We start from the raw sequence: 25,784 nt of genomic DNA on the forward strand, positions 1-25,784 counted from the left end.
CCTGCAGGGGAGCTCAGCGCTCGGTGGCGAGCGGGCGCTCCGGGGTGTGCAGCCGGGTCATCACCCTGGCCATGGTTCCCGGGATCCGCTGCACCGTTGCGCGGGACACGATGACCATCACGGCGAAGGCCGCGGGAACAGTCCACGCTGCCGGCTGGGCGAGCCAGCCGGGCGTGTTGGCTGCCCCGGCCAGGGCGCCGATGACCATTGCCCCGCCGCACAGGACTCCGCCGGTCAGCATGCCGGCGATGGCACCGGCGTCGGTAAGTCCCCGCCACCAGATCCCCAGCAGCAGCACTGGGCACACCGTTGAGGCGGTAAAGGCGAAGACCAGCCCCACGCTCCCTGCCAGGGCGGAGGAGTCGGTCATGAACGCAAAGCCCAGGGGAACAACGGCCGAAATGACGGCTGCGAGCCGGAAGCTGCCGACGCCTGCGCCCAGGACGTCCTGGCTGATGACGCCGGCCAGGGAAACCACCAGCCCCGAGGTGGTGGAAAGGAAGGCCGCGAAGGCACCCGCCACCACCAGCGCGGACAGCAGGTCGCCCGCCGTCCCGCCCACGAGTTCTCCCGGCAGCAGCAGCACCATGGCGTCCGCCTGGCCGGCGCGCGCCAGGCCGGGAGCGAACATCCGCCCCACGAGCCCGTAGGCGGTGGGAAACAGGTAGAACACGGACAGCAGGCCCAGGACGATCAGCGTGGTGCGGCGGGCGGACTGGCCGTCGGGGTTGGTGTAGAAGCGCACCAGCACATGCGGCAGGCCCAGGGTTCCAAAGAGCAGGGCCACCAGCAAGGACACGTTCTGGTACAGCCCGGCAGGAGCCACGCCGGTGGGATTGACCGCAGGCGCAGCCAGGGCAGGCGCCCCGGTGTCCGCGAGCACGAAGATGATGAACAGGATGGGAACGGCCAGCGCGGTGAGCTTCAGCCAGTACTGGAACGCCTGGACGAACGTAATGGAGCGCATGCCGCCTGCCACCACGGTGAGGCATACCACGATCACCACCGCAACGGACCCCACCCAGGACGGCAGCCCGGTGGTGATGCGGATGGTGAGGGCGGCGCCGTGGAGCTGGGGCACGATGTACAGCCAGCCCACCAGCACCACCACCAGGCTGGTGACTTGCCGCACCGGCCGGGAGTCAAGCCTGGCCTCGGTAAAGTCGGGGATGGTGTAGGCGCCGGACCGCCTCAGCGGCGCCGCCACGAAGAGCAGCAGCATCAGGTACCCGGCCGTGTACCCGACAGGGAACCACAGCGCGTCCGTTCCGGACAGCAGGATGAGCCCGGCGACACCCAGGAAGCTGGCAGCGGACAGATATTCGCCGCCGATCGCGGACGCGTTCCACCATGGCCGGACCGTGCGGGAGGCGACGTAGAAATCACCCGTGGTCCGCGATATGCGCAGGCCGTAGAAGCCGATGACGGCGGTGGCCAGGGAGACACCCACCAGGGCAGCTATTGCGATGCCGGGGTTCACGGTTCCCTCACTGGTCCTCGGCCAGGTCCCGGTACCGTGCCTCGTTGCGGGCCGCCGTCCGGATGTACAGCCAGGCGCTGAGCCCGATCACCGGGTAGATCCCGGCCCCCAGCAGGAGCCAGGCGAACGGAATGCCGGCCACCGGGGTTTCGGCCAGCCCGGGGACGGCCGTGAGCAGCAGGGGGAAGGCGGCAAGGATCACCAGGAAGCCTCCGGCCACCACCAGGGCCAGCCGCAGCTGGGACCGGATCAGGGACCTGACGAAAACTTGTCCGACTTCGGAGTCCTGGGCGGCTTCCCGCGTCTCCTTGGCCGGCCGCACCGCAGTCCGCGGCGCCGTTACGCGCACCCTGGTCATGTATTGGGCCTGATCCGGGTGGCCTCGAGCTTCTCCCGTACCGTGGGCAGGTGGCGCCTGCTGATCGGCAGGCCCGCGCCCGCCACCGTGACGCTGGGACCGTCGGCCGCGAGCTTCATCGAGGTCACGTGCTTCAGGGCCACCAGGTAGGAGCGGTGCGTCCGGATGAATCCGGCGTCCGCCCACTGCTGCTCAAGGTCGGCCAGCGGAACCCTGATCAGGTAGCTGGCCTCGGCGGTGTGGAGGCGCGCATAGTCGCCCTGCGCCTGGACGTAGGTGACGTCGTCGCGCCTGATCATCCGCGTGGTCCCGCCCTGGTCAACCGTGATCATCTCAGGGGCGGCGCCGCCGTCGCGCAGTTCACTGATGCGCCCCACGCAGCGGGCCAGGCGCTCGGCCCGCACCGGCTTGAGCAGGTAATCCACCGCAGCGAGTTCAAAAGCGTCGAGCGCGTGGTCCTCGTCCGCCGTCACGAACACGACGGCGGGCGGACGGCTGCTCCCTGCGATGGCGCGGGCAATATCCAGCCCGGACATCGCAGGCATATGGATGTCCAGGAAGACGGCGTCGACTGAGGCGGAGGAGAGGGCGTGGAGGGCTTCGCTGCCGGAGGTGGCCCGGAGGACCGTTCCAACGCGTTCGTCTCTGCCCAGCAGGAACGCCAGTTCCTCAACGGCGGGCAGCTCATCATCAACGACGAGGACGTTAATCATGCTCCTAGGGTAGCTTTCCGGAGCCTGCGGCTGGCGCCGGAGGTGGCCGGCACGGGCCGGGGCCGGTCACGCATCGTGGCCCGGCTGCGACTTGGGTACCCGCATGGTGATCAGGGTTCCTTCTCCGGGGGCGGTCTCGATCACCAGCCCGTGGTCGTTGCCGTAGACCTGGCGGAGGCGGGCATCGACGTTCCGCAGGCCCACATGCTCGCCGTCGGTGTGGCCGGCCAGCATGGACTGGAGCTGGGCAGGGTCCATGCCCACGCCGTCGTCCTCAATGGTCACCTCGGCGAAGGCACCGGCGTCGTTGGCCGTGATGCTGATGTGCCCGGGCCCCTCCTTGGCTTCGAGCCCGTGCCGGACGGCGTTCTCAACCAGCGGCTGCAGGCTCAGGAACGGGATGACGGTGCTGAGTACCTCCGGCGCCACGCGAAGGCTCACCTGGACGCGCTCGCCGAACCGCGCCCGTTCCAGGAGCAGGTACCGGTCGATGCAGCGCAGCTCCTCGGCGAGCGTGGTGAAATCCCCGTGCCGCCGGAAGGAATAGCGGGTGAAGTCGGCGAACTCCACCACGAGCTCCCGGGCCCGGGCGGGATCCGTATTGATGAAGGACGCGATGGCGTTGAGCGAGTTGTAGATGAAGTGGGGGCTGATCTGGGCCCGCAGCGCCCGCACTTCGGCCTCCATCAGCTGGGTGCGTGAGGCGTCCAGCTCCGCGAGCTCCACCTGTACCGCCACCCAGTCCGCCACTTCGCTGGTGGCCCGGACAAGTCCCGCGCCGGCGGTCGGGGCGAACGCTGCGACGGCGCCCACCACCCGGGAGCCGGCCCGCACCGGCGCGATCACGGCAGCGAGCGGGCCCCCGGTGGTGTCCGTGGCGGGGCCGGCGTCCCCGGCCGGGAGCACGGCCGTCCGGCCGCTCGCCAGGACACCGGCGGCAAGGTCCATCAGCCGCGGTTTGAGGTCTTCACCGGCACCGTCCCATGCCAGCACGCCGGAGGTGTCCATGATCGCCAGTGCGTCGCAACCCAGCAGGGCACGCAGCTGGCGGCTGGCCTTGGCTGCGCCCGCGGGGTTGAGCCCGCGGCGGAGGTGCTGGCCCGCCTGGGAGGCGGCGTGCAGCGTGTGGTAGGTGGCGCGCTCGGCGTCGGTGCCCAGGTCCCGGAAGGACCGGAGCACCTTGAGTCCCACGCCGACGACGACGGCGATGGCCATGGCGATGACGGCCACGGCTGCGGCAGTCAGGAGGGGGGAGTCCGGCATGGTGCCCAGCGTAGCCGCGGGTGCCGTTTGTCGCAGCATCCCAACCGTTGAGCGACCGCCTGCGGGCTAAGTCTGGATTGTGGCACCCCGCACGCAGCAGAGTGATTGCAGTCACATTTGCGGTGCCCCGTTTCCGGGGCCTGCCGTTGGGTGTGTCCAGGCAAGTCTCAACGAGGAGGAACGATGGGTAACGATGCCCACACTCCGGACGCAGCGGCGTCCGTGGACTTCGAGCAGGTCCAGTCGACGGAGCAGTTCAAGGAACTGCGCAAGCGTCACCGCAGCTTTGTCTTTCCCATGGCAGTCGCATTCCTGCTGTGGTACTTCGCATACGTCCTGCTCGCCGACTACGCCGTGGACTTCATGTCCACGAAGGTCTGGGGCAACATCAACGTGGGCCTGATCCTCGGCCTGCTCCAGTTCGTGTCAACGTTCGCCATCACCGGCTGGTACGTCAGCTACTCCAACCGGCGGCTGGACCCCATCGCGAAGGAGATCCGGGACGAGATCGAGGGTCACGAATTCGACAAGCACGGGAACCGAGTGAGCGGAGTTAACAAATGATCGGCATCGCCACCGCGGTGGACGTGGCCGCCCTCAAGGACACCACGCTGCTGAACATGGGGATTTTCGGGCTGTTCGTGGCCGTCACCATGGTGATCGTCTTCCGCGCCAGCCGGAACAACAAGACGGCCGCCGACTACTACGCCGCCGGCCGGTCCTTCACCGGCTCGCAGAACGGCACCGCCATCGCGGGCGACTACCTCTCCGCGGCCTCGTTCCTGGGCATCACCGGCGCCATCGCCATCAACGGCTATGACGGCTTCATGTACTCCATCGGCTTCCTGGTGGCCTGGCTCGTGGCGCTCCTGCTCGTGGCCGAGCTCCTGCGCAACACCGGCAAGTTCACCATGGCCGATGTGCTGTCCTTCCGGCTGAAGCAGCGGCCCGTCCGCATCGCCGCCGCCATCTCCACCCTCGCCGTCTGCTTCTTCTACCTCCTGGCCCAGATGGCAGGCGCAGGCAGCCTGATCTCCCTGCTCCTTGGCATCAGCGACTGGGGCGGACAGGCGCTGGTGATCATTGTCGTCGGCGCCCTGATGATCATGTACGTCCTGATCGGCGGCATGAAGGGCACCACCTGGGTGCAGATCATCAAGGCCATCCTGCTCATTGCCGGCGCCGCCGTGATGACCCTGTGGGTGCTGGCAATCTACGGCTTCAACCTCTCCAGCCTCCTGGGCGCCGCAGTGGAGACAGCCAATAACCCGGCCGTCCTCAACCCCGGCCTGCAGTACGGCAAGACCGAGACCTCCAAGCTGGACTTCATGTCACTCGGCCTCGCCCTGGTGCTGGGCACTGCAGCCCTGCCGCACGTGCTCATGCGCTTCTACACGGTCCCCACGGCCAAGGAAGCCCGCAAGTCCGTGGTCTGGTCCATCTGGCTGATCGGCCTCTTCTACCTCTTCACCCTGGTGCTGGGCTACGGTGCAGCTGCCCTGGTGGGTGCCGATACCATCAAGACCGCACCGGGCGGCGTGAACTCGGCTGCCCCGCTCCTGGCCTTCTATCTCGGCGGACCGCTGCTGCTGGGCTTCATCTCGGCCGTGGCGTTCGCCACCATCCTCGCCGTCGTGGCCGGCCTGACCATCACGGCTGCGGCTTCCTTTGCCCATGACATCTACGCCAGCGTCATCTCCAAGGGCAAGGCCGACGCCGACACTGAGGTGAAGGTGGCCCGGCGCACCGTCGTGGTCATCGGCGTCCTTGCCATCCTGGGCGGCATCCTCGCCAACGGACAGAACGTGGCGTTCCTCGTGGCGCTCGCGTTCGCCGTCGCCGCCTCCGCCAACCTGCCCACGATCATCTACTCCCTGTTCTGGCGCAGGTTCACCACCCAGGGTGCGGTCTGGAGCATGTACGGCGGCCTGGGCTCCGCGATCGTCCTGATCATCTTCTCGCCGGTGGTCTCCGGTGCGGCCACCTCGATGATCAAGGACGCCAGCTTCGCGCTCTTCCCGCTGAGCAACCCCGGCATCGTCTCCATCCCGCTCGCGTTCTTCCTGGGCTGGCTGGGTACCGTCCTGGACAAGAACCGGGAGGACACCGCCAAGCAGGCCGAAATGGAAGTCCGCTCCCTCACAGGGGTGGGGGCCGAAAAGGCCACCAGCCACTGACCTGCGCCAGCCGCCGGCCTTCATCAACCGCCGGCCTAGGGCACAAGCAGCGAAGAGCCTCCGTACCGGGAACATTCATTCCCGGTACGGAGGCTCCTCCGTTCCTGCCGGAGCCGCTAGCCTGCGGGCCTGAGTTTGATGTTGGTCATCTTGAGCTCGTCGGCTCCTTCAAAGCGGTAGGTGAGGTCCACCTCTTTGCCCTCGCAGGTGATGAGTCCGACGATGTCTGCCGACTTGGTCCCGTTCTCGGTGCCGACCTTAAGGTCGTTGTACGCCGGCTTGCAGGACTCATCCATCTCCAGGCTTTTGATGCCGGAAATGAACGCCTCCTTGGACAGCTGCTCCTTCAATGCCGGGTCGAGGTACTCGTCGTAGGCTTTGGAGCTGTCCCCGGCGATCACCAGCTTTGTGAAGCCGTCCGCCAGGCCGCGAGCCTGGTTGGTGGCGCTGCCCGCTATGTTGACCAGGAGGATGATCCCAAGGACCACCAGCAGCAGGACGCCGCCGGCGCCGGCCAAAATGATCCACAGTTTCCGCCGGTTCCTGGGCGGCGGCTGTCCCGGGAGCCCGAAGGGTGCGGCGTCCGGGTCCTGCCCGAAGTGCGGCTGCTGCGGCAGTTGCCGGGACCCAAGGCCGGCACCGCCCGGCTGGTACGGTTCCTGAGGAGTGCTCAAAATGGAGCCTTTCGGGAAAAGTGGTGCTGCGCACCGCTCGGTGGCGGGGATCCTGTGCCGGCCCCGCCAATTAACTGGCACCAGCCTATAGTGCGGGCCGCCGGCGTCGTACTCCAGCCCGCCTCCCGCCGTCGTACTTCCCGTTGATTCGGGACAGCCTGCTAGCCGCGTTCTGAACCACGGTCAAGCAGGGGCTGCACGCGGAAGGGAATGAGTTCGCCCATGGCCAGGGCCGTGTCAGTCCTGTCCACGCCTGCGCACGCCAGGATCTTCCCGTTGATCCGGAACAGGTCCTCGGCGTCCAGTGCAACCACCCGGAGCAGCAGGTCCGCCGACCCCGTCAGGCCATAGCCCTCAAGGATCTCGGGGATGGCTGCAAGTTCCTTCGCCAACTGGGCGAGCCGCTGCTGCTGGACATGGACGGAGATGAAAGCCATCAGCGGGTAGCCCAGGGCGGCCGGGTTTATCCGCCGCTCGAAGGACAGGAAGACGTGCCTTTTTTCCAGCTGCGCCATGCGCGCCTGCACGGTATTGCGGGACAGGCCAAGCTTCTGGGCCAGGGCCACCACCGTCTTCCGGGGATCCTGGGCCAAGGCCGAGAGCAGGCGGGTGTCGGTGCCATCCAGGGCTTGCATAATGCGCAACGTTAGCACGGTCCCGCGCCGCCCCGCAGAGCATTTTGCTCAATGATCGCGCCGGTGGTTGTACCTCCTGAGCATTGTGAGTAGGGTCACAATATCCGGGGCAAAGACGCCCGGGCGGCCGGCGGCGAGCGGGACCACAAGTCCCAAAACCGCAGGTCAACCACGTGAGAAGATTGCGGGCTATCGTGTCTACAGACCAAACGGGCCAGGGCGGTTCCACCGCCTCCACCAGCGCCCGGTACCCCCATGGACAGGGACGTGACCTGGTCCAGTTGGTCACCCCTTCCGGCGAGCGGGTCAGCCATCCGGAGTTCGACTACTGGGTCAGGGACATCACTGACGAGCAATTGTGTTCCCTTTATGAGGACATGACCGTCATCCGGCGCATCGACGTCGAGGCAACGGCCCTGCAGAGGCAGGGTGAGCTAGGGTTGTGGCCGCCGCTGCTGGGACAGGAGGCGGCGCAGATCGGTTCGGGCCGCGCGCTGCGCAGCGACGACTTCGTCTTCTCCAGCTACCGGGAGAACGGGGTGGCTTACTGCCGCGGAGTGGACCTGACGGACCTCGTGCGGGTGTGGCGCGGCAACGCGTCCTCGGGCTGGGATCCCTACACGGTCAACATGGCCACCCCACAGATCATCATCGGCGCCCAGACCCTGCATGCCACCGGCTACGCCATGGGCATCCAGAACGATGGCGCAGATTCCGTGGCCGTGACCTATTTCGGCGACGGCGCCACCAGCGAAGGCGACGTCAACGAGGCAATGGTGTTTGCCGCAAGCTTCCAGGTGCCCGTGGTGTTCTTCTGCACCAACAACCACTGGGCAATCTCCGAGCCTGTCCGGCTCCAGTCCCACATCCAGCTCGCGGACAGGGCTGCCGGGTTCGGCATCCCCAGCCTGCGCGTGGACGGCAACGACGTCCTGGCGGTCATGGCGGCAACCCGGGTGGCCCTGGACCGGGCACGGCGCGGCGGCGGCCCAACCTTCATCGAGGCGGTCAGCTACCGGATGGGCCCGCACACCACGGCGGATGACCCCACGCGCTACCGCGACGCCAACGAACTCGAGGACTGGGCTGCCAAGGACCCGATCAGCCGGATTGCCGCCCTCTTGGACCGGAAGGGCCTGCTCACCGAAGAACTGCAGCAGCAGGTGAAGGACAAGGCCGACGCCGTGGCGCACGAGATGCGCACGGGGTGCACCACCATGCCGGACCCGGAGCCCCTGGACGTCTTCAAGCACGTCTACAGCACACCCAATTCCTGGCTGGACCGGCAGCAGGACCACTATGCCCGCTACCTGGCCTCCTTCGGTGATCCCGCAGGGGCCGTCTCAGAAGAAGGTGCACGCTGATGACCCAGATGACCTTTGCCCGTGCCATCAATGCCGGCCTGCGGAAGTCCCTCGAAAACGACCCCAAAGTGGTTCTCCTGGGCGAGGACATCGGCACCCTCGGCGGCGTGTTCCGGGTTACCGACGGGCTGCAGAAGGACTTCGGGACGCACCGGGTGGTTGACACGCCACTGGCTGAATCGGCCATTGTGGGCACCGCCGTCGGCCTGGCCTACCGCGGCTACCGCCCGGTGGTGGAAATCCAGTTCGACGGTTTCGTCTACCCCGCATTCGACCAGATCGTCAGCCAGGTTGCCAAGATCCACTACCGCACCCGCGGGGCCGTGAAGATGCCCATCACCATCAGGATTCCGTTCGGCGGGGGCATCGGCTCACCCGAGCACCACTCCGAATCTCCGGAGGCCTACTTCACCCACACGTCAGGCCTCCGCGTGGTGACCGTTGCCAATCCCCAGGACGCCTACACCGTGATCCAGCAGGCGATCTCCTGCGACGACCCCGTGCTCTACTTTGAACCCAAGCGCCGCTACCACGACAAAGGCGAGGTTGACGAGGCCCTGGACCCTGCCGCCGCGGAGCCCATGGGCCGGGCACGCGTCCTGGCCACTGGCACCGACGTCACGCTGGTGGCCTACGGCCCGCTGGTCAAGACCGCCCTCGATGCAGCCTCCGCGGCCGCCGACGAAGGGATTTCAATCGAGGTCATCGACCTTCGCTCGCTGGCGCCGGTGGACTATGACACGGTTGTTGCCTCCGTGCGCCGGACCGGGCACCTGGTCGTTACCCACGAGGCCGGGCAGTCGGGCGGCCTGGGCGCAGAAGTGGCAGCGAGCATTACCGAGCGGTGCTTCTACTACCTGGAAGCCCCGCCGGTCCGCGTCACCGGGTTCGACATCCCCTACCCCTACTCCAAACTTGAAATGCACCATTTGCCAGGCCTGGACCGAATCCTCGACGGCGTGGACCGTGCCCTTGGCCGGCCGAACTCCCTCAGCGGGCTGGAAGGATGAGCGCCACCATGATCAAGGAATTCCGGCTGCCGGACCTGGGCGAGGGACTCACCGAATCGGAGATCCTCAGCTGGAAAGTGGGAGTGGGCGATACCGTCAGCCTGAACCAGGTGATTGCGGAAGTTGAAACGGCCAAGGCAGTGGTGGAGCTCCCGTCCCCGTTTGCCGGGGTCGTCAAGGAACTGCACGAACAGCCGGGCACCGTCGTGGAGGTGGGCAAGCCTATCGTCTCCTTCGAGGTGGCGGACGACGCCGGGCAGGCACCTTCGGGCGGAGCGCGGGAGGCCGCGCCTGAAGCGCCGAAGCGGGAACCGAACCTGGTGGGCTACGGCGCCGTCCCCGAAAGCACCGGCCGGCCCGCGCGGCGGCCGCGGAACTTCCCGGTGGCAGGGAATGTGGCAACCCGTGTCCAAACCAAACCTGTTGAACCCAAACCTGTCGAAACAAGCCATGTCCAAAGCGAACCTGCGGCCGAGCGCCCCCGGTCCACGCCGCCGGTCCGGAAGCTGGCGAAAGACCTCGGGGTGGACCTGGCATCGGTGGCCGGCACCGGTCCGCAGGGGCTGATTACCCGCGAGGACGTGCACCACTTTGTGGAGGGCACGTCCACCGGTGTTGGTGCAGGCGCTGTCACGGGCCAGGAGGCTGCCACTCCGACCGCAGGGCAGGCGTATCCGGGTGGACGGGAATCCCGGACCCCCATCAAGGGCGTCCGGAAGCTCACGGCCGCCGCCATGGTGCAGAGTGCTTTCACTGCACCGCATGCCACGGAATTCCTGACCATCGACGTCACTCCCGCCATGGAGCTGCTGGCCAGGCTCCGGGACGGCAGGGAATTCGCGGGATACAAGCTGACCCCGCTGACCCTGGCGGCGAAGGCACTGCTGATTGCGCTCCGGCGGAATCCGTCGCTCAACTCTCACTGGGATGAGGAAAACCAGGAGATCGTCACTTTCAACTACGTCAACCTCGGCATAGCGGCCGCCACGCCGAGGGGCCTCACGGTGCCCAACATCAAGGACGCGGACTCACTCTCCCTGGCCCGGCTGGCAGAAGCACTGACAGCGCTCGCAGAAACCGCCCGGGCCGGCAAGACCTCGCCGGCGGACCTGTCCGGAGGCACCATCTCCATCACCAATATCGGCGTCTTCGGTATAGACGCCGGCACCCCGATCCTGAACCCGGGGGAAGCGGCGATCCTGGCACTTGGAGCCGTGCGGAAGATGCCCTGGGAGCATCGCGGGGAAGTTGCACTGCGCCAGGTGATGTCCCTGAGCCTGTCCTTCGACCACCGGCTGGTGGATGGTGAGCAGGGTTCGCGTTTCCTCGCCGATGTGGGTGCCATCCTGGCCGACCCCGGCATGGTCCTCACGATGGTCTAGGTCACGGACGGCCCTGGCCCGCTTGAGCGTTGCTGCCCGGCACCGCTTATGCGGTCCGGGGCCGTTCGTGGGACGTGGCGTCCACCAGCAGCGCAGCCAGCGCCATGCTCTCGAGCAGCGGACGGGCGGTTCCGGCGGCCACCTTCCGGCCGTGGCTGCGGACCGAGTGCGGGGTGGAGTTGATCAGGCCAAACGTGGCATGGGCCCTCATCCGGAGCTCTGAACCCTCCGTCGCGGGATGGAGCCTGGCGAGGACGTCCACCCAGACCTCCACGTAGCTGCGCTGGAGGATCCGCACCGCCTCCTGGTCCTGTTCGGACAGGCTGCTGAAGTCCCTGTCCTGGACGCGGATGACGTCCGGCTTGCCGAGGGCAAAATCCACCTGGAACTCCACCAGTCCCCGCAGGGCGGCCAGGGGATCGGCATTGTCCGCCACCACCCGGCGCCCGCCGTCGAGCAGTTCCTGGCTGACAGTGACCAGCAGGTCGGCCAGTACCGCCTGCTTGCCCGGAAAGTGGCGGTACACGGCCGGGCCACTGACGCCGGCGGCAGCACCGAGGTCCTCCAGGGACACCCGGTTGAAGCCGTGCAGGGCAAAGAGTGACGCGGCAGCGGACAGCAGCGCCTGGCGGCGGTTCTCCTTCGCCCTGCTCCGCTGCGTTGTACTGCTCCGCTGCGTTGTACTGCCGCGCTGGGTGGTGGCGCTGCGCTGCTGGGTGTTGCCGGGCAGCGCAGTATTGCTGCGCTGGGTTGTACTGCTGCGCTCGCCGGCCGGCGCCGCGTCGGTGCTTCGCACGATTCCTCCTCGGACCCGGAGAGTCTAGCAAGGCAGTCCCTGTGTTGGACATCACAGTTAATCGAGACTAACCTGAATTTCAGTTACTCAGTACTAACCGAGTTGGCTTTTCGCCGGCCGGTCCAAAGATGAACAGGATGCGTCAATGGAGACCCTTGCCACCCGGCTCGATCCTTCCGGCGGGGCCTTCGCGGCAAACCGCGAAGCACAGCTGGAGCTGGCGGAGGACCTGCGGAAAAGGCTGGCGGACGCTGCGCTGGGCGGGCCGGAGAAGTCCCGGCAGCGCCACGTGGCCCGGGGGAAGCTGCTGCCGCGCGAGCGGATCGACCAGCTGCTGGATGAGGGCAGCCCGTTCCTTGAGATTGCCCCGCTGGCCGCCAACGGAATGTACAACGACGAGGCCCCCGGCGCCGGCGTCATCGCCGGCATCGGGCTGGTCCACGGCCGCCACGTGCTGGTGATTTCGAACGACGCAACGGTCAAGGGCGGAACGTACTATCCGCTGACCGTCAAGAAGCACCTGAGGGCCCAGGAGATCGCCCTCGAAAACCGGCTGCCCTGTATCTACCTGGTGGATTCCGGCGGAGCGTTCCTGCCGAAGCAGGACGAGGTCTTTCCGGACAAGGAGCACTTCGGCCGCATCTTCTACAACCAGGCGAGGCTGTCCGCGGCCAAGGTTCCCCAGATCGCCTCGGTCATGGGCTCCTGCACCGCCGGCGGCGCCTACGTGCCGGCCATGAGCGATGAAACGGTGATCGTCCGGAACCAGGGCACCATCTTCCTTGGCGGGCCGCCGCTCGTGAAGGCCGCGATCGGCGAGATCGTCACTCCGGAGGAGCTTGGCGGCGGAGAGGTCCACTCAAGGATCTCGGGCGTGACTGACCACCTGGCCGAAAACGACGAACACGCGCTGCAGATCATCCGGGACATTGTGTCCACCCTCCCGCCGCCGGCCCCGCCCGCCTGGGAGGTGGAGGCCGCCGTCGAACCATCAGCAGACCCTGACGGGCTGTACGGTGCCGTGCCGACGGACGTCAACGCCCCGTACGACGTCCACGAGGTGATTGCCCGGCTGGTGGACGGCAGCCGGTTCCATGAATTCAAGAGGGAATACGGCACCACCCTGGTGACCGGCTTCGCCCGGCTGCACGGGCACCCGGTGGGCATCGTGGCGAACAACGGCGTGCTCTTCAGCGAATCGTCCCTCAAGGGCGCACACTTCATCGAGCTCTGCGACCAGCGCGGCATCCCGCTCGTTTTCCTGCAGAACATCTCCGGCTTCATGGTGGGCAAGGACTCTGAACAGGGCGGCATCGCCAAGAACGGGGCCAAGATGGTGACGGCCGTGGCTACTGCCCGGGTGCCTAAACTGACGGTGGTCATCGGCGGTTCCTTCGGCGCCGGCAACTACTCCATGTGCGGCCGCGCCTATTCGCCGCGGTTCCTGTGGATGTGGCCGGCAGCCCGGATCTCGGTGATGGGCGGCAACCAGGCCTCAAGCGTGCTGGCCACCGTAAAGCGTGACCAGTACGAGGCTGCGGGCCAGGAGTGGTCCGCCGAGGACGAGGAGGCCTTCAAGGCGCCCATCCGCCAGCAGTACGAGGACCAGGGCAGCCCGTATTACTCCACCGCCCGCCTCTGGGACGACGGCGTGATTGATCCAGCCGACACCCGCACCGTGCTGGGCCTGGCATTGGACGTCGTGTCCCGCACGCCGCTGCCGGAAACCTCCTTCGGCCTCTTCAGGATGTGAGCCAGCATATGACCACCCCTTCCTTCACCGGCACCGCCACGGCAAGCAGGCCCTTGTTCAGCACTGTCCTGGTGGCCAACCGTGGCGAGATCGCCTGCCGCGTGATCCGCACCCTCCGGGCCATGGGCATCCGGTCAGTTGCCGTTTACAGCGATGCCGACGCCGGCGCGCGCCATGTGCGCGAGGCTGACACGGCCGTTCGGATCGGCCCCGCCGCGGCCACGGAGAGCTACCTGAAGATCGAGGCCATCATCGATGCGTGCCGCAAGGCCGGGGCGGAAGCCGTGCATCCGGGCTACGGCTTCCTGAGTGAGAACGCCGACTTCGCCCGCGCCCTGGACCGGGCCGGCATCACCTTCATCGGCCCCGGCATTGATGCGCTGAGAATGATGGGGGACAAGATCCGCTCCAAGAACCACGTGGCCGGTTACGGCGTCCCCGTGGTTCCCGGAGTAGCGGAGCCCGGCATGACGGATGAGCAGCTGGTGCAGGCGGCCGGCGGCGTCGGGTTTCCGCTGCTGATCAAGCCTTCCGCAGGCGGGGGCGGCAAGGGCATGCACGTGGTGGAACGCCCGGCAGACCTCCCCGCGACGCTGGCCACCGCCCGGCGGGTGGCTGCCGGCGCCTTCGGCGACGACACCCTTTTCCTGGAACGGCTGGTATCCACCCCGCGGCACATCGAGGTGCAGGTGCTCGCGGACAACCACGGCAACGTCATCCACCTGGGCGAGCGCGAATGCTCGCTGCAGCGGCGCCACCAGAAGGTCATCGAGGAGGCGCCCTCACCCTTGCTCGAAGCGCACCCGGAGGGCGCCGCCCTTCGCGCCCGCATCGGCGAGGCAGCTTGCAATGCCGCCCGCAGCGTTAACTACAGCGGTGCCGGGACCGTCGAATTCCTCGTCTCGGACGACGCGCCGGACCAGTTCTACTTCATGGAGATGAACACCAGGCTGCAGGTGGAGCATCCCGTCACCGAAATGGTCACCGGCATCGACCTCGTCGAATGGCAGGTGCGGATCGCCGCCGGCAGGGCACTCACCATCCGGCAGGCCGACGTCGAACTTAACGGGCACGCGGTGGAAGCACGCGTCTACGCGGAGGTTCCCGAGAAAAACTTCCTGCCCTCCACCGGGACCGTGCTCCTCCTGGATGAACTGCCCGGGCAGGCGGCCGGCAGGGTGCGGGTGGATTCGTCCCTGGCGGAAGGACTGGAGGTATCGTCCAGCTACGACCCCATGATCTCCAAGGTGATCGCGTGGGGGGAGGACCGTTCAGCTGCCCTGGACACCCTGGACGCGGCGCTCGCGGGGTATACGGCGCTTGGGCTGGACACCAACGTCGAATACCTGAGGCTGCTGATCAACGATGCCGATGTCCGCGCGGGACACCTGGACACGGGGCTGATTGAACGCAAACTGCCGCACCTCGCCTTCCGCCGCGTTGGCGAGGCCGAACTGGCGGCGGCGGCGCTCTTCACCATCCAGGCGGAGGAACAGGACAGCACCCCCCTGCCGCCGGGCCCCTGGCAGGCCCGCAACGGGTGGCGCCTAGGCACACCGGCGCCGCGCCGCGTCAGCCTGGGAACGTCCGACGGCGGCGTGGCCACCGTGCGTATCAGCGGCAGGAACGCGGCCGGCCCGGTCGGGGACGGGGCTGTCCCCGAAGGCACTGCACTGGTGGCCGTGGACGGCGGGCCGCACCGTCCGGCACGGCTGGAAATGATTTCCCGCCGACGCGTTGCGCTGACGTTCAACGGGCGCACCACCACGTACGCCGTCGTGCCGGGACCTTCAGCGCTCTTCCTTGGCAGCGAGGGCTGGTCCTGCCGGCTGGAAGTCCTGACGCGTGAGTCGCGGCTGGAGCGGGTACTTGCAGCGATTCAGCGGGAGGTGGGTGCTGCCGACCCTGCGGTGCGCTCACCCATGCCGGGAACCGTGGTGTCCGTTCCGGTCACCGACGGTGCGGACGTCACGGCCGGGCAGGTGCTGGTTTCGGTGGAGGCGATGAAGATGGAGCACCAGCTGCTGGCTCCGCTCGACGGGACAGTGCACCTCAGCGTCCGGCCCGGGGACCTGGTGAAGGCGGACCAGGTCCTGGCGACCGTCCACCCCCGCACCGCAGATACAGACACAGATACAGCCACAGATACAGACGTACTTAATGGCGAAGGAGCCTAGACATGGCAGGTTTTGAACTCAGCGAGGAATACCAGGACCTCAGCGACACCGTCCGGGACTTCGCGGACACCGTGGTGGCACCCGTTTCCGCGAAGCACGACGAGGAGCACAGCTTCCCCTACGAAGTGGTGAAGCAGATGGGCGAGATGGGGCTGTTCGGCCTGCCTTTCCCCGAGGAGTTCGGCGGAATGGGCGGCGACTACTTCGCCCTTGCCCTGGCCCTGGAACAGTTGGGCCGGGTGGACCAGTCCGTGGCAATCACCCTCGAGGCAGGGGTGTCGCTGGGCGCCATGCCCATCTACCGTTTCGGGACGGACGCGCAGAAGCAGGAGTGGCTGCCCATGCTGGCATCCGGCCAGGCGCTGGCAGGTTTCGGCCTGACTGAGCCGGAGGCAGGATCGGACGCGGGCGGCACCAAGACCCACGCCCGGCGCGAGGCTGACGGCGGCAGGACAGAGTGGGTGATCAACGGCAACAAGGAGTTCATCACCAACTCCGGAACGGACATCACGCGCCTGGTCACCGTCACCGCCGTCACCGGCCGGAAGGAACGGGGAGACGGCTCAGTGCAGAAGGAAATTTCCACCATCCTGGTGCCCACCGATACCCCTGGCTTCAAGGCGGAGAAGCCCTACAACAAAGTGGGCTGGAACGCCTCGGACACCCATCCGCTGACCCTGAAGGATGTCCGGGTCCCGGAGGCCAACCTGCTGGGAGTGGAGGGGCGCGGCTACGCCAATTTCCTCTCCATCCTGGATGAGGGCCGCATCGCCATCGCGGCACTCGCCACCGGCGCAGCCCAGGGCTGCGTGGACTTGTCGGTCAAGTACGCCCGGGAGCGGAGCGCCTTCGGGCAAAACATCGGCAAGTACCAGGCCATTTCGTTCAAGATCGCGCGCATGGAGGCCCGCGCCCACACCGCCCGCCTTGCCTACTACGACGCGGCGTTCCGCATGCTTGCCGGCAAGCCGTTCAAGACCCAGGCCGCCATCGCTAAGATGGTCGCAGGCGAGGCAGCCATGGACAACGCGCGGGATGCCACCCAGGTATTCGGCGGCTATGGCTTCATCAACGAGTTCACCGTGGCAAGGCACTACCGCGACTCCAAGATCCTTGAAGTGGGGGAGGGCACCACGGAGGTCCAGCTGATGCTGATCGCCCGCGAACTGGGACTGTAGCCGGCCTGAGAGGATCACTGATGATTGACAAGGTTGTTGCCAGCGCTGACGAAGCCGTCGCGGACATACCGGACGGAGCGTCCCTGGCCGTGGGTGGATTCGGCCTCTGCGGTATCCCGGTGACCCTCATCGATGCGCTGCACAGGGCAGGAACGGCGGACCTCGAAACCGTCAGCAACAACTGCGGCGTGGACGACTGGGGCCTGGGCATCCTGCTCCGGGACGGCCGGATCCGCCGCACCATCAGCTCCTATGTGGGCGAAAACAAGGAGTTTGCCCGCCAGTACCTGGCCGGCGAACTGGAGGTGGTGCTCACCCCGCAGGGCACCCTGGCCGAGAAGCTCCGCGCTGGCGGCGCCGGCATCCCGGCGTTCTACACGAAGGCGGGAGTTGGCACGCAGGTGTCCGACGGCGGCCTGCCGCAGAAGTACGACGCCCACGGCGGGATCGCGGTTGCTTCCGCGCCGAAGGAGGTGCGGTCCTTCGGCGGAGTGGACTACGTCCTTGAGGAGTCGCTGACGCCGGACTTCGGGCTGGTCCACGCCTGGAAGGGCGACCGCCACGGAAACCTGGTGTTCCATGCCACCGCAATGAACTTCAACCCGCTCTGCGCCATGGCCGGCAGGATCACCATCGCCGAGGTGGAGGAACTGGTGGAGCCGGGGGAACTGGACCCGGAACACATCCACACTCCGGGAATCTTCGTCCAGCGGGTGGTGCTGGCCGCCAACGCGGAGAAGCGCATCGAAAAACGGACCGTTGCCCTTCCCCGGCCAGGCACTGGAGCGCCCGGTACCGGAACCGGCACCAACCAGCAGGCAGGAGCATAGCCATGGATCCCAACAGCCCCTACGCTCCACGGCCCGAAGGCGTGCGCCCCGAATACCGCCGGGCGGCAGCCCAGCAGCACGAGGTCCAGGCAGACGGGACTGCCGCCAAAGGCTGGACCCGCAACGAACTCGCCGCCCGCGTGGCGAAGGAGCTCAGCAACGGCCAGTACGTCAACCTGGGCATCGGCATGCCAACCCTGATCCCCAACTACATTCCCGACGGCGTGGAAGTGGTGCTCCACTCCGAAAACGGGATCCTCGGTGTCGGCCCTTATCCCGCGGAGGATGCCGTTGACCCTGACCTCATCAACGCCGGCAAGGAAACTGTCACGGTCAACAAGGGTGCCGCTTTCTTCGACTCGGCTTCTTCCTTCGGAATGATCCGCGGGGGCCATGTGGACGTGGCTGTCCTGGGCGCCATGGAAGTTGCGGCCAACGGTGACCTGGCCAACTGGATGATCCCGGGCAAGATGGTCAAGGGCATGGGCGGCGCCATGGACCTGGTGTTCGGCGCCAAGAAGGTCATCGTGATGATGGAGCACGTGGACCGCAACGGAAACCCGAAGATTGTCCAGCAGTGCTCCCTGCCCCTGACCGGCAAGGGCTGCGTGGACCGGATCATTACGGACCTGGCGGTCATCGACGTTGTTGCGGACGGGTCCGGGTCCAGGCTGGTGCTGCGCGAACTGGCACCCAACGTCTCGGTGGAGGACGTGGCCGCCGCAACCGGGGCAGACCTGTTCGAAGAAGACCGGGAACTGACCGTATGAGCGGCGGTGACGGCGCCGCGGCGGGATCAACCGGCGGCGAGCCGCAGGTGATTGAGCAGCGCGGGCTGTACTTCGAGGAGCTGCAGGAGGGCGTCACGTACGCCCACCGTCCCGGCCGCACCGTGACGGAGGCCGACAATGTCCTGTTCACCACGCTGACGATGAACACGCAGGCGCTGCACCTGGACGCCGCCTGGAGCGCCGGCCAGCCGTTCGGCCAGCGGCTGGTGAACTCGATGTTCACCCTGGCCACCATGGTGGGGCAGTCCGTCTCGCAGCTGACCCAGGGCACCATCATCGCCCAGCTGGGCCTGGCCGATGTCTCGTTCCCGCATCCGCTCTTCCATGGCGACACCCTCTACACCGAGACGGTGATCAGCGGAAAACGGCTCTCGGGTTCCCGGCCGGGGCAGGGGATCGTCACCATGGAGCACACCGGCCGGAACCAGGACGGGACGGTGGTGGCACTGGCCACCCGAAGCTGCCTGATGTGGACCCGCGGGGCCCATGCCAAGCAGGAGGACCACGGACAGGAGACAATGCAGTCATGACTTTTGTGATGGGCCCCGCCCTGCTCTTCTGCCCTGCCGACCGGCCGGAGCGCTACCAGAAGGCGGCCCGCAGGGCCGACGCCGTCATCCTGGACCTTGAGGATGCGGTGGCTCCCGCCGATAAGCAGCGCGCCCGCGGTGCCATCCTGGCCCAGCTGGGAACCACCGGCGTGGAGCCGGAGCTGGAACCCAGCTGCACTATCGTGCGGGTGAATCCGGTGGGCACCGAGGACTTTGAGAAGGACCTTCACTGCCTCGCCCACACCCCTTACCGGACGGTCATGCTTGCCAAGGCGGAAACCGTCCAGCAGCTCGGCGCCCTGGAGGGCTATAAGGTGATTGCGCTGTGTGAAACAGCGCTCGGAGTCCTTAACGCCCCCGCCATTGCCGCCGCCCCCAATGTGGTGGGCCTGATGTGGGGGGCAGAGGACCTGCTGGCATCGCTGGGCGGTACGTCCAGCAGGAAGGCCGACGGCGGCTACCGGGCGGTGGCGCTGCACGCCCGTTCCGCCGTGCTGCTGGCCGCGCGGGCCTGCGGCAAGGAGGCGGTGGATGCGGTTTACACGAACATCCCGGACCTTGCCGGGCTGGAGGAGGAGGCGGCCGACGCCGTGGCCTCCGGCTTCAGCTCCAAAGCGTGCATCCATCCGAGCCAGGCAGCCGTGGTCCGGGCCGCCTACGCGCCCTCCGACGCCGAAGTGGCGGCGGCTGAAGCCCTCCTGGAGGCTGCAGAGTCGGCAGGGTCAGGAGTGTTCCAGTACCAGGGAAAGATGATCGACGGGCCCATCCTGAAGCATGCCCAGGAAATCATCCGCCGGGCCCAGGGCATGGGCTAGCTGTTCCGCCTCATCCCGGCCGCCCGTGCGACCGCCGCAATGACAGCGGGGGGATCGGCTCGTACAGCACCGTCCGCACCCACCGGTTTCCGGTTTCCCGGAACTCCTTGCGGCTTGCGAACCGGTAGTGGTAGCTGCGCACGCGCACCCAACGCGGCGGGGCGCCGTCGAACGGGTCATGGCGGAGGAGCCGCAGCGTCTGCCGGTCCGCCTCCAGGAGCTTGCCTAGGAAGGCGTAGAACCACTCCTCATGGACGGTCCTTAGCGGCAGGAACCACATCAGCCAGTCCAGGCGCAGGTGGTAGGGCGCCCACTGCCGCGGGAGCCTGCCGGGATCGCCGGGCTTGCCCTTGAATCCGTACTCCCGCCACTCGGAGGAGTCGTCCGGGTCCTCGTCGGAGGTGCCCTCCACCACTATTTCAATCCGCTGCTTGGTGACCGTGCCGAACGCGCCGTAGGTGTTGACCAGCTGCCACCGGTTGAAACTGGCATTCATCAGCTGCCGGCGCGAGAAGAGGTTGCGCAACGGCCAGTAACTGAGCACAACCAGCAGCAGCGTGGCAGCCAGTGTGATGGCCAGCCACCACAGCGGCGTCTCCCGGTCCACGCCCGGCGCTCCGTGCCAGTCCAACGGAATGGCCGGCAGGACGGCGTGGGCAACCGGATCACTCACGGCGGCGAAGGCCAGCACAATGGCAATCCAGTTAAGCCACGCGAAGTTGCCTGTGGCCACCAGCCAGAGCTGGGTGGCGATGACAATGCCTGCCGCGACGCTGGCAACAGGCTGCGGAGCAAACAGGAAGAACGGCACCACCAGCTGGGCGAAGTGGTTGCCCAGCACTTCCACCTTGTGCAGCGGTTTGGGCAGGAGATGCGCCTGCCGGCTGAGCGGACCCGGCATGGGCTGCGTCTCGTGGTGATAGTAGAGGGCAGTCAGGTCACGCCATTCCCGGCCGCCGCGGATCTTGATCATCCCCGCGCCGAACTCCAGCCTGAACACCAGCCACACGATCAGGATCAGGATGGTGCGGGGAGGGTCCGTCTGGTCCGAGCCCAGGAAGGCCACCGTGAAGCCTGCCTCCAGGAGCAGCATCTCCCAACCGAACCCGTAAAAGGTCTGCCCTACGTTCACGACGGACATGTACAGCAGCCACAGGACAAGGAACGCTATCAGCGGAACCCACGGCGGGCCCTGCTGCGGGATGCCGGCCACGAGCAGAGCCGATACCAGCAGCCCTGCGGCGCACACCCAACGCAGCAGCCGGTCCGAATACCGCCACCGGAACAGGGTGGGCCGGCGCAGGCGGCTGAAGCCGGAAAGGTATTCGGGGACGGGGAGAAGGCCGCGTTCACCCAGCAGCGCCGGGAACTGGTTCAGCGAGGAGAGGAACGCAACGAAATACAGTGCCGCCACGCCTCGCTGCAGCACCTGCCGGGCGAATTCGTATTCCGGCGCATCAAACCAGGAGAGCCAGTCCACGCAGTCCACGTTACGCCCGCTCCCAACAGTGCTGCCACTGGGGCCAAAGGGATGTTGAGTGGCTCCGCTTAAGGCGGCGGCTGTCCGGCAGCGCGGTGCGGGATACTTAAGCAATGCAGCCACGCAGAATCGTCCTCCTCGGATCCACCGGTTCCATCGGCACCCAGGCGATTGACGTCGTCGACGGCGCCCCGCACCTTTTCGAGGTGGTGGCCCTCAGCGCCGGGGGAGGCAACCTGGAGCTCCTCGCGCGCCAGGCGGTGCACACGGGTGCCTCTGTGCTTGGCATAGCCGCCGGGGACCCCGGTCAACTGGCCTCCTTGGTGGCCGAAGCCGCAGCCGCTGCCGGCAAGCAGGGTTACCGGCCGGAAATCATTGCCGGACCGGACGCGTCCACCCGTATTGCGGGGGTCGAGGCTGACGTGGTCCTGAACGGGATCACCGGTTCCATTGGCCTGGCGCCCACTCTGGCGGCCCTCAAGTCCGGTGCCACGCTGGCGCTTGCCAACAAGGAGTCCCTGATTGTGGGCGGTTCGCTGGTGAAGGCCGCTGCCCGCGAAGGCCAGATCGTGCCGGTCGATTCCGAGCACTCGGCGATCGCCCAATGCTTGCGTTCCGGATCTGCGGCGGAAGTGGAAAAACTGATCCTCACCGCGTCCGGCGGTCCCTTCCGCGGCAGGAGCAGGGACGAACTGCACGGGGTAACTCCACAGGAGGCGTTGGCGCATCCCACGTGGGATATGGGTGTCATGGTCACCACCAATTCCGCTACCCTCGTCAACAAGGGCCTGGAAGTCATCGAGGCGCACCTGTTGTTCGATGTTCCCCTGGACCGGATCGATGTGGTGGTGCATCCGCAGTCCGTGGTGCACTCGATGGTGCAGTTCATCGACGGGTCCATCATTGCCCAGGCGTCCCCGCCGGACATGCGCCTCCCCATTGCCCTGGGACTGGGCTGGCCGGACCGGGTGCCCAACGCGGCCGCGGCCTGTGACTGGACGCGGGCCGCTTCGTGGACATTCGAGCCGCTGGATACGGAAGCCTTCCCCGCCGTCGGACTCGCCAAGGACGCCGCGAAGCAGGGCAGCACGTTCCCCGCCGTGTTCAACGCCGCCAACGAGGAAGCCGTGGCGGCCTTCCATGCCGGGCGCATCAGGTTTACCGACATCGTGGCCACCATCGAGTCCGTCCTCAGCGAACATTCAGGCTCCTCCGGGCTGACGGTGGAGTCCGTGCTGGATGCTGAGGACTGGGCACGCGCCCGCGCCCACGAACGTTTAGCAGTCAGCAGTCTCTAGGAAGCAGCAGCACGTCAATGACCCCCGTTCTCCTTTTTGTCCTCGGCGTCGTCTTTGTGGCGATCGGCATCGCTGCCTCCATCGCGCTCCATGAAGTGGGCCACCTGCTGCCTGCGAAGCTCTTCAAGGTCCGCGTCACCAAGTACATGATCGGCTTCGGCCCTACGCTCTGGTCGCGACGGAAAGGCGAAACCGAGTACGGCGTCAAGGCCATCCCGCTGGGCGGCTACGTCTCCATGATTGGCATGTATCCGCCCAACAAGGAGGACGGTTCGGTCCGGCCCTCCAGCACGGGCATGTTCCAGACCCTGGCCACCGAAGCCCGGTCCGCGGCCCATGAGGAAGTGGGCCCCGGCGATGAGGGCCGGGTGTTCTACCGGCTTCCGGTCTGGAAGAAGATCATCGTGATGCTGGGCGGGCCGGCCATGAACATGGTGCTTGGCGTGCTCCTCACCGCCGTCCTGCTGATGGGCTTTGGCGTCGCCACGGCCACCACCACCATCTCCGACGTCTCCAAATGCCAGGTGGCGGCGGGGGAGACAGTGGATCCCGACTCTGCGGACTGCCGGCTCACACCCGCCGCGGCGGCCGGCCTCAGGCCCAACGACAGGGTCATCGCCTTCGACGGCAAATCGGTGGCCAGCTGGGACCAGCTGACGGAATGGATCCGGGCTTCCGCGGGGCGCGAGGTAGCCATCACCGTGGAGCGGGACGGCACCCGGGTGTCCGCCACGGTGACTCCGGTGCTGTCGGCTCGCCCCGTCATCGGCACGGACGGACGCCAGGAAACGGACGACGCCGGCAACCTCCGTTACCAGGACGTCGGCTTCCTGGGCATCGGTTCCCGGACTGAACTCGTGGCCCAGCCGGCGTCGTCCGTTCTTCCGTTGGCGGGGGAGAACATCCGCCAGGTGGCGGGAGTGGTGTTCAACCTGCCCGCACGCGTCGTGGGCGTGGCGAAGGCTGCCTTCAGCGAGGAGCCCCGCGACCCCAACGGCCCCATCAGCGTGGTGGGCGTGGGACGGGTGGCCGGTGAAGTGGCCGCCATGGAAGAAATCCCGGTGCAGTCCCGGCTGGCCGCACTGATCGGGCTGCTCGCCGGCCTGAACTTCGCGCTGGCCGTGTTCAACCTGGTACCGCTGCTGCCTTTGGATGGCGGACACGTAGCCGGCGCCCTGTACGAGGGTGCGCGGCGCCGCGTGGCCAAGCTGCTCGGCAAGCCGGACCCGGGAGCCTTCGACATCGCCAAGCTGCTGCCGGTGACCTATGTGGTGGCCGCCCTTCTCATGGGCATGAGCGCGCTCCTCATTTATGCCGACATTGTGAAGCCCGTGAACCTCTTCGGCTGACGCCTGCGGGTCCTTCGGGAGAGCAGGACCGGGGGCTGATTTCCGATTTTCAGCTAAATATGACTGATATTTAATAATCAGCCGCAGATGGTTGATTCGGAGGAATCAGCTGCCTAAGGTTGGAACATGTTCGTTCTCACCATTGACCAGCGGGGGAGCACCTCGGATGTGGACCGCGTCCCGGACCTGATCGCCGCACTGCAGAGCCGCACCCCGGTTCCGTTTGAGCGCTCAGTGGGTGACGAACTCCAGGGTGTAGTGGAACAGGCTGCGGACGTGGTGGACGTCGCCCTGCATGCACTGCGCAGTGGGTACTGGTACGTGGGCATCGGCATTGGCGCCGTGCACCTCGCTCCGGGTGCCAGCCCGCGGGAAGGGTCCGGAAGCGGCTTCGTGGCGGCGCGCAAGGCAGTGGAACTCGCTAAAAGCGCGGCCGGCCAGGTCCCGTTGTCAGTGGTGTCCGGCACCATGGTCCGTGGGAGGGACATTCGGTCCCCGCAACAGAATGATGCAGCACAGGAAGGCGTCATGGCCTGCTCCAACGCACAGGCAGTGCTTCGGCTGATCGGGCGCCTGGTGCAGCAGCGCACGGAGGCCCAGTGGCGGGTGGTGGACCACCTGCGCGCGCAGGGGGACGGCAGGCACGGCAGCCAGAAGCAGGTGGCCCGGGAACTGGGAATCACCGAGCAGTCGGTGAGCCGTGCCGTGCTGAGGTCCGGTTGGCAGGAAGAATGGGCGGCGAGGCCCGCAGCGGCAATGCTCCTTGACTATGCGCAGTCCCTGATTGCGGGCACCCGGACGGAAGGAAACCAGTGAACGCACTCTGGATCACGGTTGCGCTGCTCGTGGCAGGATTCGCCGGCTGGCCCGTGACCGCACTGGTGTTCCGGCTCGCCAAGACCATTGATGACAAGGCAGACGCAGCCAAGGCGGCCGAGGAAGCCGGAGGGACAGCCGACGATCCGTCCGCGGACGTCACCGTCGACCCTCCGCCTTCCGGCCGGGGCCAAAATGTGGACGATGAGCTGACCGCCGTGGCCAGCGCACCGCCGTCGGCCGGTCCTGGCTCCGGACCGGCGGCTCCCACCCAGCGGATCCTTCGGGGCGGCGCCATCATTGGAGTCCTGGAGCGGCTCGGAGTTTGCCTTGCCATCCTCACCGGCCAGCCGGTGGCCATCGCCTATATCGTGGCCATCAAGGGCCTGGGCAGGTTCGCGGAGTTGAAGGAAACCCCTGTGGCTGCTGAACGGTTCATCATCGGAACGCTGGCGTCCATGCTGTGGGCGGCCGGAACGGCCGCGGCCGTCAAGGTCATCTTCCTGGCGTGACAAAAGGGTCTGCCCGTCCGGTGGCAGGCGGCCCACCGGATGCGTCCGGAGGCCTGCAGGGCGATAGGGTAGCGGTATGACAGTTTTTGCCGTTGAGTACGTTTATGCCGCCGAATCCACTGACGAACGCAATGCCGTTCGGCCCGCGCACCGTGAATGGACTGCCGGCCTGGCCCAGGACGGCGCCATTCTGGCCAGCGGGCCGTACGGTGACGGTGCCGGGGCGCTGCTGATTTTCAAGGCAGCTGATGAGGCCGCCCTCAACTCGATCCTGAAACAGGATCCGTTCGCAGCAGCCGGAGTCATCGCCGGAACCCGCATCACCGAATGGTCGCCAATTACCGGCGTGCTGGCCGGCCTCGCCGCCTAAGCCGCCTCCACT

At 67.0% G+C, this 25,784-nt stretch carries 25 protein-coding genes; 17 read left to right on the forward strand and 8 right to left on the reverse strand.

The window, feature by feature from the left end; genetic code table 11:
- Positions 1–13 precede the first annotated feature (13 nt).
- From PV768_RS08320 to PV768_RS08335, 4 genes are all read right to left on the reverse strand, one after another.
- The gene (locus PV768_RS08320) at positions 14–1,480 is read right to left on the reverse strand and encodes a cation acetate symporter (RefSeq protein ID WP_321215823.1); all 1,467 of its coding nucleotides are present in this window, start codon (positions 1,478–1,480) and stop codon (positions 14–16) included.
- A 7-nt stretch (positions 1,481–1,487) separates the two neighbouring features.
- Positions 1,488–1,838, reverse strand: coding sequence for a DUF485 domain-containing protein (locus PV768_RS08325; protein WP_157238624.1), 351 nt, complete (start codon positions 1,836–1,838; stop codon positions 1,488–1,490).
- Complete coding sequence (locus tag PV768_RS08330; protein ID WP_157238623.1) at positions 1,835–2,551, reverse strand: LytR/AlgR family response regulator transcription factor; 717 nt, start codon at positions 2,549–2,551, stop codon at positions 1,835–1,837. Before PV768_RS08330 ends, PV768_RS08325 begins: the two co-directional genes overlap by 4 nt.
- Before the next feature lie 66 nt (positions 2,552–2,617).
- Positions 2,618–3,814 carry a sensor histidine kinase gene (locus tag PV768_RS08335; protein WP_421092779.1) on the reverse strand — a complete coding sequence of 399 codons (1,197 nt, stop codon included), beginning with the start codon at positions 3,812–3,814 and terminating at the stop codon, positions 2,618–2,620.
- A gap of 183 nt (positions 3,815–3,997) precedes the next feature.
- On the opposite strand from PV768_RS08335, the gene PV768_RS08340 reads away from it, so the two are divergent.
- Complete coding sequence (locus PV768_RS08340) at positions 3,998–4,378, forward strand: DUF485 domain-containing protein (protein ID WP_321215826.1); 381 nt, start codon at positions 3,998–4,000, stop codon at positions 4,376–4,378.
- Positions 4,375–5,991, forward strand: a complete 1,617-nt coding sequence (locus PV768_RS08345; protein WP_421092780.1) for a cation acetate symporter — start codon at positions 4,375–4,377, stop codon at positions 5,989–5,991. The genes PV768_RS08340 and PV768_RS08345 overlap by 4 nt, the downstream gene beginning before the upstream one ends.
- Before the next feature lie 116 nt (positions 5,992–6,107).
- On the opposite strand, the gene PV768_RS08350 is transcribed toward PV768_RS08345, so the two are convergent.
- Both PV768_RS08350 and PV768_RS08355 read right to left on the reverse strand, forming a co-directional pair.
- Positions 6,108–6,665 carry a hypothetical protein gene (locus PV768_RS08350; RefSeq protein ID WP_421092781.1) on the reverse strand — a complete coding sequence of 186 codons (558 nt, stop codon included), beginning with the start codon at positions 6,663–6,665 and terminating at the stop codon, positions 6,108–6,110.
- Positions 6,666–6,826: 161 nt separating this feature from the next.
- Positions 6,827–7,300, reverse strand: coding sequence for an Lrp/AsnC family transcriptional regulator (locus PV768_RS08355; protein WP_157238619.1), 474 nt, complete (start codon positions 7,298–7,300; stop codon positions 6,827–6,829).
- Positions 7,301–7,494: 194 nt separating this feature from the next.
- Between PV768_RS08355 and pdhA the strand changes: the two genes are divergently transcribed.
- The 3 genes from pdhA to PV768_RS08370 are packed head-to-tail and all read left to right on the forward strand — an operon-like array spanning position 7,495 to position 11,056.
- The gene (gene pdhA, locus PV768_RS08360; RefSeq protein ID WP_321215828.1) at positions 7,495–8,664 is read left to right on the forward strand and encodes a pyruvate dehydrogenase (acetyl-transferring) E1 component subunit alpha; all 1,170 of its coding nucleotides are present in this window, start codon (positions 7,495–7,497) and stop codon (positions 8,662–8,664) included.
- The gene (locus tag PV768_RS08365) at positions 8,664–9,674 is read left to right on the forward strand and encodes an alpha-ketoacid dehydrogenase subunit beta (protein ID WP_421092782.1); all 1,011 of its coding nucleotides are present in this window, start codon (positions 8,664–8,666) and stop codon (positions 9,672–9,674) included. Before pdhA ends, PV768_RS08365 begins: the two co-directional genes overlap by 1 nt.
- A gap of 8 nt (positions 9,675–9,682) precedes the next feature.
- Positions 9,683–11,056 (forward strand): dihydrolipoamide acetyltransferase family protein, encoded by a 1,374-nt coding sequence (locus tag PV768_RS08370; protein WP_421092783.1) that lies wholly within the window; start codon positions 9,683–9,685, stop codon positions 11,054–11,056.
- Positions 11,057–11,102: 46 nt separating this feature from the next.
- Here the strand turns inward: PV768_RS08370 and PV768_RS08375 are convergent, their stop codons facing one another.
- Positions 11,103–11,786, reverse strand: coding sequence for a TetR/AcrR family transcriptional regulator (locus tag PV768_RS08375; RefSeq protein WP_421092829.1), 684 nt, complete (start codon positions 11,784–11,786; stop codon positions 11,103–11,105).
- Between the two features lie 211 nt (positions 11,787–11,997).
- On the opposite strand from PV768_RS08375, the gene PV768_RS08380 reads away from it, so the two are divergent.
- The 7 genes from PV768_RS08380 to PV768_RS08410 are packed head-to-tail and all read left to right on the forward strand — an operon-like array spanning position 11,998 to position 19,947.
- Positions 11,998–13,605 carry a carboxyl transferase domain-containing protein gene (locus tag PV768_RS08380; RefSeq protein ID WP_157238616.1) on the forward strand — a complete coding sequence of 536 codons (1,608 nt, stop codon included), beginning with the start codon at positions 11,998–12,000 and terminating at the stop codon, positions 13,603–13,605.
- 8 nt (positions 13,606–13,613) lie between these two features.
- Entirely contained in the window at positions 13,614–15,782 is a 2,169-nt protein-coding gene (locus PV768_RS08385; RefSeq protein WP_421092784.1) for an acetyl/propionyl/methylcrotonyl-CoA carboxylase subunit alpha, read from the forward strand.
- A gap of 2 nt (positions 15,783–15,784) precedes the next feature.
- Positions 15,785–16,960 carry an acyl-CoA dehydrogenase family protein gene (locus PV768_RS08390; protein ID WP_157238614.1) on the forward strand — a complete coding sequence of 392 codons (1,176 nt, stop codon included), beginning with the start codon at positions 15,785–15,787 and terminating at the stop codon, positions 16,958–16,960.
- Between the two features lie 20 nt (positions 16,961–16,980).
- Complete coding sequence (locus PV768_RS08395) at positions 16,981–17,790, forward strand: CoA transferase subunit A (protein ID WP_323057629.1); 810 nt, start codon at positions 16,981–16,983, stop codon at positions 17,788–17,790.
- 2 nt (positions 17,791–17,792) lie between these two features.
- Entirely contained in the window at positions 17,793–18,560 is a 768-nt protein-coding gene (locus PV768_RS08400; protein WP_157238612.1) for a CoA transferase subunit B, read from the forward strand.
- Positions 18,557–19,111 (forward strand): MaoC family dehydratase, encoded by a 555-nt coding sequence (locus tag PV768_RS08405; protein ID WP_421092785.1) that lies wholly within the window; start codon positions 18,557–18,559, stop codon positions 19,109–19,111. Before PV768_RS08400 ends, PV768_RS08405 begins: the two co-directional genes overlap by 4 nt.
- Complete coding sequence (locus PV768_RS08410) at positions 19,108–19,947, forward strand: HpcH/HpaI aldolase/citrate lyase family protein (RefSeq protein ID WP_421092786.1); 840 nt, start codon at positions 19,108–19,110, stop codon at positions 19,945–19,947. The genes PV768_RS08405 and PV768_RS08410 overlap by 4 nt, the downstream gene beginning before the upstream one ends.
- A 10-nt stretch (positions 19,948–19,957) precedes the next feature.
- On the opposite strand, the gene PV768_RS08415 is transcribed toward PV768_RS08410, so the two are convergent.
- The gene (locus PV768_RS08415; RefSeq protein WP_421092787.1) at positions 19,958–21,427 is read right to left on the reverse strand and encodes a lipase maturation factor family protein; all 1,470 of its coding nucleotides are present in this window, start codon (positions 21,425–21,427) and stop codon (positions 19,958–19,960) included.
- 113 nt (positions 21,428–21,540) lie between these two features.
- Here PV768_RS08415 and dxr point away from each other — a divergent pair, with 113 nt between their 5' ends.
- The 5 genes from dxr to PV768_RS08440 all read left to right on the forward strand — a co-directional run bounded on the left by dxr (position 21,541) and on the right by PV768_RS08440 (position 25,772).
- On the forward strand, positions 21,541–22,725 hold the full coding sequence (gene dxr / locus PV768_RS08420; protein WP_421092788.1) for a 1-deoxy-D-xylulose-5-phosphate reductoisomerase: 1,185 nt from the start codon (positions 21,541–21,543) through the stop codon (positions 22,723–22,725).
- Positions 22,726–22,742: 17 nt separating this feature from the next.
- The gene (locus tag PV768_RS08425) at positions 22,743–24,074 is read left to right on the forward strand and encodes a M50 family metallopeptidase (protein WP_421092789.1); all 1,332 of its coding nucleotides are present in this window, start codon (positions 22,743–22,745) and stop codon (positions 24,072–24,074) included.
- Positions 24,075–24,200: 126 nt separating this feature from the next.
- Positions 24,201–24,890: a MarR family transcriptional regulator gene (locus PV768_RS08430; RefSeq protein WP_323057623.1), complete on the forward strand. Its 690-nt coding sequence runs from the start codon at positions 24,201–24,203 to the stop codon at positions 24,888–24,890.
- Positions 24,887–25,402, forward strand: a complete 516-nt coding sequence (locus PV768_RS08435; protein WP_421092790.1) for a hypothetical protein — start codon at positions 24,887–24,889, stop codon at positions 25,400–25,402. Before PV768_RS08430 ends, PV768_RS08435 begins: the two co-directional genes overlap by 4 nt.
- Positions 25,403–25,478: 76 nt before the next feature.
- Positions 25,479–25,772, forward strand: coding sequence for a YciI family protein (locus PV768_RS08440; protein ID WP_157238606.1), 294 nt, complete (start codon positions 25,479–25,481; stop codon positions 25,770–25,772).
- The last annotated feature ends 12 nt before the right edge of the window (positions 25,773–25,784 follow it).

This window comes from Pseudarthrobacter sp. CC4 (assembly GCF_048957775.1).
GTDB lineage: Bacteria > Actinomycetota > Actinomycetes > Actinomycetales > Micrococcaceae > Arthrobacter.

Excerpts from the sequence above, each read along its gene's own strand:
- PV768_RS08325 (WP_157238624.1), bottom strand. The coding sequence starts at position 1,838 with ATGACCAGGGTGCGCGTAACGGCGCCGCGGACTGCGGTGCGGCCGGCC.
- PV768_RS08330 (WP_157238623.1), bottom strand. The coding sequence starts at position 2,551 with ATGATTAACGTCCTCGTCGTTGATGATGAGCTGCCCGCCGTTGAGGAA.
- PV768_RS08335 (WP_421092779.1), bottom strand. The coding sequence starts at position 3,814 with ATGCCGGACTCCCCCCTCCTGACTGCCGCAGCCGTGGCCGTCATCGCC.
- PV768_RS08340 (WP_321215826.1), top strand. The coding sequence starts at position 3,998 with ATGGGTAACGATGCCCACACTCCGGACGCAGCGGCGTCCGTGGACTTC.
- PV768_RS08345 (WP_421092780.1), top strand. The coding sequence starts at position 4,375 with ATGATCGGCATCGCCACCGCGGTGGACGTGGCCGCCCTCAAGGACACC.
- PV768_RS08355 (WP_157238619.1), bottom strand. The coding sequence starts at position 7,300 with ATGCAAGCCCTGGATGGCACCGACACCCGCCTGCTCTCGGCCTTGGCC.
- PV768_RS08365 (WP_421092782.1), top strand. The coding sequence starts at position 8,664 with ATGACCCAGATGACCTTTGCCCGTGCCATCAATGCCGGCCTGCGGAAG.
- PV768_RS08370 (WP_421092783.1), top strand. The coding sequence starts at position 9,683 with ATGATCAAGGAATTCCGGCTGCCGGACCTGGGCGAGGGACTCACCGAA.
- PV768_RS08380 (WP_157238616.1), top strand. The coding sequence starts at position 11,998 with ATGGAGACCCTTGCCACCCGGCTCGATCCTTCCGGCGGGGCCTTCGCG.
- PV768_RS08385 (WP_421092784.1), top strand. The coding sequence starts at position 13,614 with ATGACCACCCCTTCCTTCACCGGCACCGCCACGGCAAGCAGGCCCTTG.
- PV768_RS08390 (WP_157238614.1), top strand. The coding sequence starts at position 15,785 with ATGGCAGGTTTTGAACTCAGCGAGGAATACCAGGACCTCAGCGACACC.
- PV768_RS08395 (WP_323057629.1), top strand. The coding sequence starts at position 16,981 with ATGATTGACAAGGTTGTTGCCAGCGCTGACGAAGCCGTCGCGGACATA.
- PV768_RS08400 (WP_157238612.1), top strand. The coding sequence starts at position 17,793 with ATGGATCCCAACAGCCCCTACGCTCCACGGCCCGAAGGCGTGCGCCCC.
- PV768_RS08405 (WP_421092785.1), top strand. The coding sequence starts at position 18,557 with ATGAGCGGCGGTGACGGCGCCGCGGCGGGATCAACCGGCGGCGAGCCG.
- PV768_RS08410 (WP_421092786.1), top strand. The coding sequence starts at position 19,108 with ATGACTTTTGTGATGGGCCCCGCCCTGCTCTTCTGCCCTGCCGACCGG.
- dxr (WP_421092788.1), top strand. The coding sequence starts at position 21,541 with ATGCAGCCACGCAGAATCGTCCTCCTCGGATCCACCGGTTCCATCGGC.
- PV768_RS08425 (WP_421092789.1), top strand. The coding sequence starts at position 22,743 with ATGACCCCCGTTCTCCTTTTTGTCCTCGGCGTCGTCTTTGTGGCGATC.
- PV768_RS08430 (WP_323057623.1), top strand. The coding sequence starts at position 24,201 with ATGTTCGTTCTCACCATTGACCAGCGGGGGAGCACCTCGGATGTGGAC.
- PV768_RS08440 (WP_157238606.1), top strand. The coding sequence starts at position 25,479 with ATGACAGTTTTTGCCGTTGAGTACGTTTATGCCGCCGAATCCACTGAC.